This is a genomic window from Streptomyces sp. NK15101, assembly GCF_020400725.1.
Classification (GTDB): Bacteria; Actinomycetota; Actinomycetes; order Streptomycetales; family Streptomycetaceae; genus Streptomyces.
Map to the genome: position 1 here is coordinate 1 of NZ_JAINVG010000149.1, position 10,083 is coordinate 10,083.

At 72.8% G+C, this 10,083-nt stretch carries 7 protein-coding genes; 6 read left to right on the plus strand and 1 reads right to left on the minus strand.

What is annotated here, in order from left to right:
• The 4 genes from K7G60_RS37320 to K7G60_RS37335 all read left to right on the plus strand — a co-directional run.
• Positions 1-3,371, plus strand: a 3,371-nt coding sequence (locus K7G60_RS37320; RefSeq protein ID WP_225805411.1) for a HAMP domain-containing protein, incomplete at its 5' end; no start/stop codon positions are given.
• 120 nt (positions 3,372-3,491) lie between these two features.
• Positions 3,492-5,975: a SpoIIE family protein phosphatase gene (locus K7G60_RS37325; RefSeq protein ID WP_225805412.1), complete on the plus strand. Its 2,484-nt coding sequence runs from the start codon at positions 3,492-3,494 to the stop codon at positions 5,973-5,975.
• Positions 5,976-6,022: 47 nt separating this feature from the next.
• Positions 6,023-6,391: an STAS domain-containing protein gene (locus K7G60_RS37330; RefSeq protein ID WP_225805413.1), complete on the plus strand. Its 369-nt coding sequence runs from the start codon at positions 6,023-6,025 to the stop codon at positions 6,389-6,391.
• A gap of 61 nt (positions 6,392-6,452) precedes the next feature.
• The gene (locus K7G60_RS37335; protein ID WP_225805414.1) at positions 6,453-7,628 is read left to right on the plus strand and encodes a PP2C family protein-serine/threonine phosphatase; all 1,176 of its coding nucleotides are present in this window, start codon (positions 6,453-6,455) and stop codon (positions 7,626-7,628) included.
• Between the two features lie 118 nt (positions 7,629-7,746).
• Here the strand turns inward: K7G60_RS37335 and K7G60_RS37340 are convergent, their stop codons facing one another.
• Positions 7,747-8,259 (minus strand): MarR family winged helix-turn-helix transcriptional regulator, encoded by a 513-nt coding sequence (locus K7G60_RS37340; protein ID WP_225805415.1) that lies wholly within the window; start codon positions 8,257-8,259, stop codon positions 7,747-7,749.
• 107 nt (positions 8,260-8,366) lie between these two features.
• Between K7G60_RS37340 and K7G60_RS37345 the strand changes: the two genes are divergently transcribed.
• A complete protein-coding gene (locus tag K7G60_RS37345) occupies positions 8,367-9,581 on the plus strand; it encodes a PP2C family protein-serine/threonine phosphatase (protein ID WP_225805416.1) in 1,215 nt (404 codons plus the stop codon).
• 116 nt (positions 9,582-9,697) lie between these two features.
• On the plus strand, positions 9,698-10,083 hold a 386-nt coding region (locus K7G60_RS37350; protein ID WP_225805417.1), incomplete at its 3' end, for an ATP-binding protein.

The following is a 10,083-nucleotide window of genomic DNA, read 5'->3' on the forward strand; positions in this document are numbered from 1 at the left end:
ACGGCGACTTCGGGACCCGCCTGCCCGCCGAGGCGGACGGCCTGATGGGCGAGATCTCCAGGGTCTTCAACGGGATGGTCGACCAGCTCTCCCTCTTCACCTCCGAGGTGACCCGGGTGGCCCGTGAGGTCGGCACGGAAGGGACGCTGGGCGGACAGGCCGTGGTGCCCGGTGTCTCCGGCTCCTGGGCCGACCTGACCGACTCGGTGAACGCCATGGCCGGCAACCTCACCACCCAGGTCCGTGACATCGCGCAGGTGGCCACCGCCGTCGCCAGGGGAGACCTCTCCCAGAAGATCGACGTGGACGCGCGCGGCGAGATCCTGGAGCTCAAGAACACCATCAACACGATGGTCGACCAGCTCTCCTCCTTCGCCGACGAGGTCACGCGCATGGCCCGCGAGGTGGGCACGGAGGGCATTCTCGGCGGCCAGGCCGACGTGAAGGGCGCCTCCGGCACCTGGCGCGACCTGACGGACTCCGTCAACTCCATGGCGGGGAACCTCACCGCGCAGGTGAGGGCGATCGCCTATGTGGCCACCGCGGTGGCCAACGGAGACCTCTCCAAGAAGATCGACGTGGACGCGCGCGGCGAGATCCTGGCCCTGAAGACGACCATCAACACGATGGTCGACCAGCTGTCCTCGTTCGCGGCCGAGGTGACCCGCGTGGCCCGGGAGGTCGGCAGCGAGGGCCGGCTCGGGGGACAGGCCGAGGTGGAGGGCGTCTCCGGCACCTGGAAGCGGCTGACCGAGAACGTCAACGAACTGGCCGGGAACCTCACCCGTCAGGTTCGTGCCATCGCCGAGGTCGCCAGCGCCGTCGCCGAGGGCGACCTGACCCGCTCGATCACCGTCGAGGCGTCGGGCGAGGTGGCCGAGCTCAAGGACAACATCAACGCGATGGTCGGCTCGCTGCGCGAGACGACGCGGGCCAACCAGGAACAGGACTGGCTGAAGTCCAGCCTGGCGCGGATCTCCGCGCTGATGCAGGGCCACCGCGACCTGGCCGTCGTCGCCGAACTCGTCATGGACGAGCTGACCCCGCTCGTGGCCGCCCAGTACGGTGCGTTCTACCTGGCCGAAGAGGGAGCGGACGGCGTCGAGCTGGGGCTCGTCGGTTCCTACGGCCGGCCCGCCGGCGACCGGGCCAAGGACCGCTTCCGGCTGGGCGAGTCGCTCGTCGGACAGGCCGCCCGCAGCCGCCGCACCATCGCGGCCGAGAACGTCCCCGCCGACTACGTCACCATCTCCTCGGGCCTCGGCAGGACGTCCCGGGGCAGCCTGGTGGTGCTGCCGATCGTCGTCGAGGACCAGGTGCTCGGCGTCATCGAGCTGATGTCCTTCAGCCCCTTCACCTCCGTGCACCGGGACTTCCTGGAGCAGCTCATGGAGACGGTGGGCGTCAACCTCAGCACGATCGTCGCCAACGCCCGTACCGACGAACTCCTGGAGGAGTCCCAGCGGCTGGCGGGCGAACTGCGCTCGCGCACCGAGGAGCTCCAGGTGCAGCAGGAGGAACTCCAGCGCTCCAACGCCGAACTGGAGGAGAAGGCGGCCCTGCTCGCGACGCAGAACCGCGACATCGAGGCCAAGAACCTCCAGATCGAGCAGGCCCGGCGGGAGATCGAGGACCGCGCCCAGCAGCTCGCGCTGGCCTCGAAGTACAAGTCCGAGTTCCTGGCCAACATGAGCCACGAACTGCGCACCCCGCTCAACAGCCTCCTGATCCTGGCCCAGCTGCTGGCCCAGAACCCGACCCGCAACCTCACGGCCAAGCAGGTGGAGTACGCCGGCATCATCCACTCGGCCGGATCGGACCTGCTGCAGCTGATCAACGACATCCTCGACCTGTCCAAGGTGGAGGCCGGGAAGATGGACCTCAACCCCGAGCGCGTGGTGCTGCGCAGGCTCCTCGACTACGTCGAGGACACCTTCCGCCCCCTCACCTCGCAGAAGAGTCTCGCCTTCACGGTCTCCACCGCCGCCGGTGTCCCCGTCGACCTGGTCACCGACGACTCCCGGCTCCGGCAGGTGCTGCGGAACCTGCTGTCCAACGCCGTCAAGTTCACCGAGCACGGCAGCGTCGAGCTCCGCATCGAACCGGCGTCGGACGACGAACTCCCGGCGACCGTCCACCGGGGCGGCCCGGTCGTCGCCTTCCGCGTCAAGGACACCGGCATCGGCATCGCCCGCGAGAACCTGGAGGCGATCTTCGGCGCCTTCCAGCAGGCCGACGGGACGACCAACCGGAAGTACGGCGGCACGGGCCTCGGCCTGTCCATCAGCCGCGAGATCGCCTATCTGCTCGGCGGCGCCCTCACGGTCGCCAGCATGCCCGGCGAGGGCAGCACCTTCACCCTCTACCTGCCCGTCACCCGCCCCGACTTCACGGAGCAGCCCGTCCCCACCGCCCCGGCGGAGGACGGCCAGGAGGGCCCGCGGGCCGCGGCGCCGGACCAGGGCGGCGCCCCCGCCCTCCCCGCAGCACGTCCCGGCACGCCCCCGAGCCGGCCGGCACGGCGCCTCCTCGTGATCGAGGAGCGCCCGCGTGGGCTCCTCGCGCTCGTCGCCGAGAACGCCGTCACGGAACTCGCCGCCGACGGCGGCCACGCCGACCGGGAGGGCATCGAACTGATGGCGGTCGTCGGCCCCCAGGAGGCCGCCACCGCCCTGGCCACCCAGCCGTTCCACTGCGTCGTGCTCGACCTGGACATGGCGGACGGCGACGCCCTGCGCTTCCTGGACGCGATGGACGGGGACGAGGCCCTGCGTACCGTCCCCGTCCTCGCCCACAACAACCGCCGGCTCGCCGTCGACCGGGAGCGCGCCCTCCAGGAGCTGGCCCGCCGACGGCCGCTGGAGCTCCTTTCCAGCCTCGACGAACTGCGCGAGCGGATCGCCCTGCACCTGTCCGCGGAGCAGCCCGGAGACGTCGTGCCCCTGGTCCGGGGAGAACACCGGGCCCCGGAGCCGCAGACCGTCGACACCACGCTGCGCGGCCGTACCGTTCTCGTGGTCGACGACGACGCCCGCAACCTCTACGCCCTCAGCGGCATCCTCGAACTGCACGGCATCACCGTGCTGCACGCCGAGAACGGGCGGAAGGGGATCGAGGCGCTCCTCGCGCACGCGACCGTCGACCTCGTCCTGATGGACGTGATGATGCCGGAGATGGACGGCTACACGGCGACCGCGCGGATCAGGGAGATGCCGCGGTTCGCGGACCTGCCCGTCATCGCGGTCACCGCCAAGGCCATGCCGGGCGACCGGGAGAAGAGCCTCGCCGCGGGTGCCAGCGACTACGTGACCAAGCCGGTCGACGCCGACGAGCTCATCGCCTGCGTCAGCCGCTGGCTGAACGGCGGATAGCCCCGTGACCGTCCCCACCGGCCCGTACCGCGTCCCGCGGCGGGCACCGCGCCTTCCCGGCGCGCCGTGGTCCCGTCCGTCCGGCGGCCCCGAGGCCGCCCTACCCGAGGAGTCGTCGACGTGAGTGGCCCCCACCTCCGGGACGGAGGACCGTGCTCCGGCCCCCACGGGGAAGACGCTCCGGCGCCCGGGGCGACCGCGGGGGCCGTCCCCGGTCAGGCCCCCGCCGACGGTGACCGACCGCCGGCCCAGGACCGCTTCACGGCCGGCCGGCTGGCGGCCACGGTGGAACGGCTGCGCGGCGAGGTGCGCGCCGCGCACGCGGCGGCCGAGGGGCGTGCCCTGGTCGAACTGGCCAAGGGCGTGCTCGTCGAGCGCCTGGGCTGCGGCCCCGCCCGGGCGGCACGGCAACTCGCCGAGCTGGCCGACCAGGCCGGGCTCTCCCAACTGGAGCTGGCCGCGGACATCATCAACCAGGCGGCCCGTGACCGGGTCGCCGAGGCCGCCGGCGACTTCCTCAGGACGACCGTCGGCGAGTCCGGCACTCCCGGCCCGGCCGCCGGCGCCGACGCCTCGGTCGGCGTGCGTCTGCGCACGGCCGAGAGCGCGGCGCTCAGCGCGGACGACACCCAGTCCGTCGCCGAGTCGCTGCTGGCGCACGCCCTCGAACCCCTCGGCGCCGTCGCCGTGGCGATCTGGACCACCGGCCCGGACGCCTCGCTGAGCCTGCGCGGCCACGCCGGATTCGGCCCCGACGAGGCAGCCCGCTGGCACCACGTACCGCCGGGCGTGACCACCGCGGCCCGCCAGGCGCTCATCGGCCGCCGCACCGTCTGGTACCCCTCCCTGGCAGCCGCCGGCATCCCCTCGATCGGGCGCACGCGCCACCCCGACGGCGGCCGGGTCGTCGTCCCCGCCGGCACCGGCGGCCGCATCCACGGCGTCCTGGAGATCTGCTGGGCCCGCCCGCTGGACCCCCAGCCCCAGGCCGTGGAGCGCCAGATCGAGGCCCTCGCCGAGCTCTGCGCCCACACCCTGGAAGCACTTCCCTCGCAGACCGTGCCGGCGCGCCCCCTCGTCCCCGGCGGGGCCGGAGCGCTGGAACTGGCCGAACTCGCCGACGGACTCCACGACCCCGCCCTCGTGCTGATCCCGCACCTGGACGAGGCGGGGAGGCTGGCCGACTTCCGAATCCGGCACGCCAACGCGAGCTTCCAGGACCCGGCCGGCCGGCCCCGGAGCGCCATCGAAGGGGCGCTGCTCCTGGAGGCGTATCCCGCGACGGCGGGCGGGAGCGAACTCTTCGAACGGATCGAGCGGGTCTACGCCACGGGCGAGCCCTTCCGCTCCCGGCGGACACGGCTGACCGCGCTCGTGGACCAGGTGCCGCTCTCCTCGCTCGCCGACATCAGCATCAGCCGGCACGGGGACGGCGTCTTCCTCGTCTGGCGCATAGAGGACGAGACCGCCCGCCTCGCCGGCCTGCTGCAGCACGCCCAGCGTCTCGGCCGTGTCGGCGCCTTCGAGGAGGACGTCCTCACCGGGGAGATCACCTGGAACGACCAGCTCTTCGATCTCTTCGGCCGGCAGCGGACGGAACCGCCCGTCTCCCTGCGCGACCTGGCGGCGCACGCCCATCCCGACGAGGCCGACACCATCCGGCGCTTCCTCCACTCCGTCCTGCACCAGCGACGGGCGGGCTCCACGGCCTTCCGCCTGCTGCGCCGGGACGGCGTCACGCGCCACATCCGGGTGATCGCCGAACCCGCCCTGGGCGCCGACGACCGGCTCCAGGCGGTCCGGGGCGCCTACCAGGACATCTCGGCGCAGCACTGGACCGAGGTCGCCCTCACGGCCACCCGCGACCGCCTCGTCGCCACGGAGGAGGAGGCGGCGGAACGCAACAGGCTCACCCTCCAGCTCCAGCACGCCATCATGCCCCCGGCCAAACCGCCGCTCGACGCGCCGGGACTCGAGGTCGCCGTGCGCTACCGCCCGGCCGAGTCCGAGTCCCTGGTCGGCGGCGACTGGTACGACGCCGTCGTGCTGCCGTCCAAGAAGGTGCTCCTGTGCGTGGGGGACGTCGCGGGCCACGGCGTGGAGGCCGCCACCGGGATGGTCGTCCTGCGCAACGCCCTGCGCGGCCTCGCCGTCACCGGCGCGGGACCGGGACAGCTGCTGTCCTGGCTGAACAGCGTCGCCCACCACCTCACGGCCCACGTCACGGCCACCGCCGTCTGCGGGATCTACGACCCCGAGCGCCGCACGCTGCGCTGGGCCCGGGCGGGGCACCTCCCGCCGGTGCTCGTCCGGGGCGGCGAGGCGGCCGACCTGCCGCTGCTCCGGGGGCTGCTGCTGGGGGCCCTCGCCGAGGCCGAGTACGAGGAGGCGGAGCTCCGGCTCGAACCCGACGACACCGTGCTCATGTACACCGACGGTCTCGTCGAGCGGCGGGACACCTCCGTCCACGACTCCGTCGCCCAGCTGCTGGCCGCCGCCCGGTTGCCGGCCGACTGCCTCGAACGACGGCTGGACCTGCTGCTGTCGCGCAGCAAGTCGGACACGGACGACGACACGTGCCTGATCGGTGTACAGGTGACCTGATCGCCCGTCGCCCCACCGCCAGTCCCCCATTGTGGAAAGCAGGGAACATGTCCGAGCGAGAAATGAACCTGGACGTCGACATCACGATCCGCGACACCGGTACAGCGGTGCTGTCCGTGGGGGGTGAGCTCGACATGGAGACCGCCCAGCTGCTCGACGACCACCTCGCGGAACAGTTCCGACAGGGGCGGGCCCGTCTCGTCCTCGACCTGTCCGCACTGGGCTTCATGGACTCGTCCGGCCTGAACGTCCTGATCAGAGCGGTCCACAGGGCACGCGCGCTCGGGGGAGACCTGTACCTCGCCGCGCCGACGTCGCCGGTGCGACGCATCCTGGAGATCACCGGAGTGACGACCACGATCCCGCCGCACGCCGGTGTGGCCGAGGCACTGGCCGCGGCCGGCGGCGCGAGATAGACGAAGGGCGGTGCGGCCCCGGGCACGGGACCGCACCCGGGGAGGAAGGAAGCGGGAGAACGTGTACGAGATCGTCGACGTGGAGCAGGCGCTCCGCAGGGCAGCTCCGCACCAACTGGTGGGCGTCGTCGAGGACGCCCTGCGGAAGCACTGCGGCGCCCGGTGGGTGGAGTTCCGTCTGGCGGACTACGGACTGCGGGCCCTCCAGCTCGTCGAGCGCACCCCCGGGGCGGAGCCGTCGGTCCCGATCCACGACAGTCCGCAGGGGCGCGCCTTCGGCGCCCAGGAGCCGTACGTCACCCACGGGTCCGACGCGGTCCTGGTCCACCTTCCCGTCACCGTGAGGGGAGACCGGCTGGGCGTCCTCACCGTCGCGCTGCCGTCAGGGGCCGACGTCGGGGCCGTCCTGCCCGGACTCGGCCAGGTCTGCGAGGGACTCGGGCACGAGATCCTGGTGGCCGAGCGCGACACGGACCTGTACGTGCTGGCGCGTCGGGCGACGCGGCTCACCCTGGCGGCCGAGATGCAGTGGCAGCTCCTCCCCGGCCGCTCGTGCGCCCGTCCCGAGTTCGCCCTGGGCGCCCATCTGGAACCCGCCTACGCGATCTTCGGCGACAACTACGACTGGTCGGTCTCGGCCGGCCGGCTGACCCTGACCATCACCAACGGCATGGGGGAGGGCATCGAAGCCGCCCTGCTGACGAACCTGGCGATCAACGCCCTCCGCAACGCCCGCCGGGCCGGTCTCGGCCTCGCGGACCAGGCAGCCCTGGCCGACCAGGCCGTGTACGCGCAGTACCGGGGCCGCGCCTTCGTGTCGGTGCTCCTCCTGTGCTTCGACCTGGCCACGGGCGAGGTGGAGGCCGTGGACGCGGGTTCGCCCCGGCTGTGGCGGCTGCGGGGCCATTCCGTCGAGTCCGTCTCCTTCGAGGCGCAGTTCCCCCTCGGCATGTTCGAGGACTCCCACTACGTGCCCGAGCGGTTCACCGTGCGCCCGGGGGACCGCCTGCTCTTCGGCAGCGACGGGGTGTACGCCGCCGTCTCGCCCGAGGGGGAGAGCTACGGGGAGCGGGCGCTGGCCCGCGCGCTCAGCGGGACGCGGCTGCTTCCGCCCACGCACGTGCCGCAGGCGGTGCTGCGCGAACTCGCCGCGTACCACGGCGGCACCCCGCTGGAGGACGACGCCCTCGTCGTCTGCCTCGACTGGTACGGAACCCCGTCAACAGTTGCCGTGTGACAACTGTATCCTTGGGGCAACACCTGGCTCGTGCCCGGTTGAACGCATCGAGGATGACCGGAGGGTGGCAGTGGGGACATGGGGGGTGCGGCCGGCCGGAGCCGGCGGCGCGCGGGGATCAGGCGGAACTGACGTCCTTCAGCGGCGTGTCGGGGCGTGACGAGGCCGACGGCGCGCCCTCTTCCAGAGCCTCCTGGAAGCCGGTGAGCCCCCGCAGCAGTGCCTTGCGGCTCGTCGGAGACATGGCGGCGACGACCGCGAGCAGGGCCTCCTCGCGCTGGGCCCGGAGGTCCCGCAGGTACGCCTTGCCGTGGACGGTCAGGTGCAGCTCCAGCTGCCTTCGGCTCACGGAGCTGGGCAGCCGCTGCACGAAGCCCAGCGCCTCCAGCCGGTCGCACATACGGCTCACCGACGGCGGCGCGGAACCGAGCAGGTCGCCCAGGGTGCGGAGGCTGATCCCCTCCTCGCGGTCCAGGCTGTACAGCACGCGCAGCTGACTCGCGGACACCGGTGTCGGCGACACCATGTCCCGGCCGCGCTCCCACAGCACCTCCAGGAGCTCGATGAGCTCCCGGGCGGCCTGAGTCGTCTGCTGCCGCTCCCGCTGGGACGGGGAGGGGTTGGTGTTCATGCCTGCCGACACTCCTCGGGCGTCCGGGGCCGAGGACGTCGGCCTTCCGACGGACCGGTCATCCCCACATCTCTCCAGAAGGCGGTACGGATTCGGTGGATCGACACGTGACAGTGGAAAGCGCACTGCGCGGGGCGGCACCACACCTCCTCCTGGACTCCCTCCGTACCAGTCTCGCGCAGCAGTACGCCGCGTCCTCCGCCGACCTGCTGCTCATCGACTACGGGTTCACGTCCCTGCGCCCCGTACGCCCCGTGCAGGCACCCGCCGGGGTGCGGCACGTGCCCGTGGACACAGGGCCCGTCGGTCGCGTCTTCCGCACGCAGCAACCATATCTTTTCCGTGATGACGGGCCCACGGCGACCGTTTGTCTTCCCGTCACGGTCCGCGGCGACCGGCTCGGCGTCCTCGTGGTCCTGCTGCCCCGGGACCGCGCCACCCCGGAGTCCGTCGAGAGCCTCGGCCGCGTCGCCGAGACGCTCGGACACGCCCTGTGCGTCGCCGACCGCCACACCGACCTGTACCGCAGCACCCGCAGGACGCGCGCCCTCACCGTCGCCGGGGAGATGCAGTGGGACACCCTGCCGGGCCGGGCCTGCACCGGGCCGGCGTTCGACCTGCACGCCTACTGGGAGCCCGCCTACACCTCGGGAGGGCATCTCCTCGACTGGAGCGTGACCGAGGACGAGCTGCTCCTCGTCGTCGCCGACGGCGCCGGCCCCGGCACCCCGGCCGCCCTGGTGAGCACCCTCGCCCTGAACGCGATCCGCAACGCCCGGCGGGCCGGACTCGACCTGGTGGGGCAGGCCAGCCTCACCGACCAGGCGCTCTACGGCCAGTACCGGGGAAAGAACCCGCTCGCCGCCCTCCTGCTGCGCCTCGACCTGGCCACCGGCGGGATCGAGGTCGTCGACGCCGGATCGCCGACGCTCTGGCGGACGCGCGGAACCACGACCGAGCGCATCGAACTGGACCGCCAGCTGCCCCTCGGCATGTTCGAGGACACCGTCTACGCCACGCAGCACCTGCGCCTCCTGCCCGGCGACCGGTTCGTCTTCGTCGCCTGCGACCCGGGCGGGCCCCCGCCCGGCGGGGAGAACGAGGCGCCGGACGGTCCCGTCGCCCGGGCCCTGGCGCAGACCGGCCCCCTGAGCTGCGCGGACGCCCCCAGAGCCGTCGTCCGGGCGCTGCGGGAGACGCCCCGCGACGTACCGGACGCCGTCCTCGTCGTCTGTCTCGACTGGCACGGGCCCGAGGCCGGGCGGTCCGGCACGGCACCGGACGGGGACGGCGCACCGCTCCCGCCGCCTCCCTCCCCCTGACACGACGGCGGCGGAGTGATCCCCGATGTGGGCGGTGTGGAAACCGTGAAGAGGGGAAAGGCGGAGTACGAGGTGCCCAGCGCGCCCGCCCAACCGTACGAGGGGAGTGCAGGGCCATGACGGACGCCATCACCGCGGAGCGTGCGGTACCGGAGCCCCTGCTGTCCGCGAGTGCCGTCTACGACGACGCCGCCGACGGCGGCGCGATCGGGTCCGCGCGCGCCTTCACCGCAGACTTCCTCGCGGCCGCGCCGGCCGTCCGGCACCGACCGGTGACGAAGGACCGCGTCGACCTGGCGAAGCTGGTGGTCAGCGAGCTGGTGACCAACGCGGTCCGGCACACGTCCGGCCCCTGCCGACTGCTGCTCGAGCTGCGTCGGGACGTCCTGGAGGTCTCGGTGTTCGACCGCGCGCAGACCGCCCCCGTACCCCGTGGACACGATCCGCGCCGGATCGGACAGCACGGCGTCGAGATCGTCGTCGCCGTCTGCGAGAGCGTGAC

Excerpts from the sequence above, each read along its gene's own strand:
- K7G60_RS37330 (WP_225805413.1), top strand. The coding sequence starts at position 6,023 with ATGTCCGAGCGAGAAATGAACCTGGACGTCGACATCACGATCCGCGAC.
- K7G60_RS37340 (WP_225805415.1), bottom strand. The coding sequence starts at position 8,259 with ATGAACACCAACCCCTCCCCGTCCCAGCGGGAGCGGCAGCAGACGACT.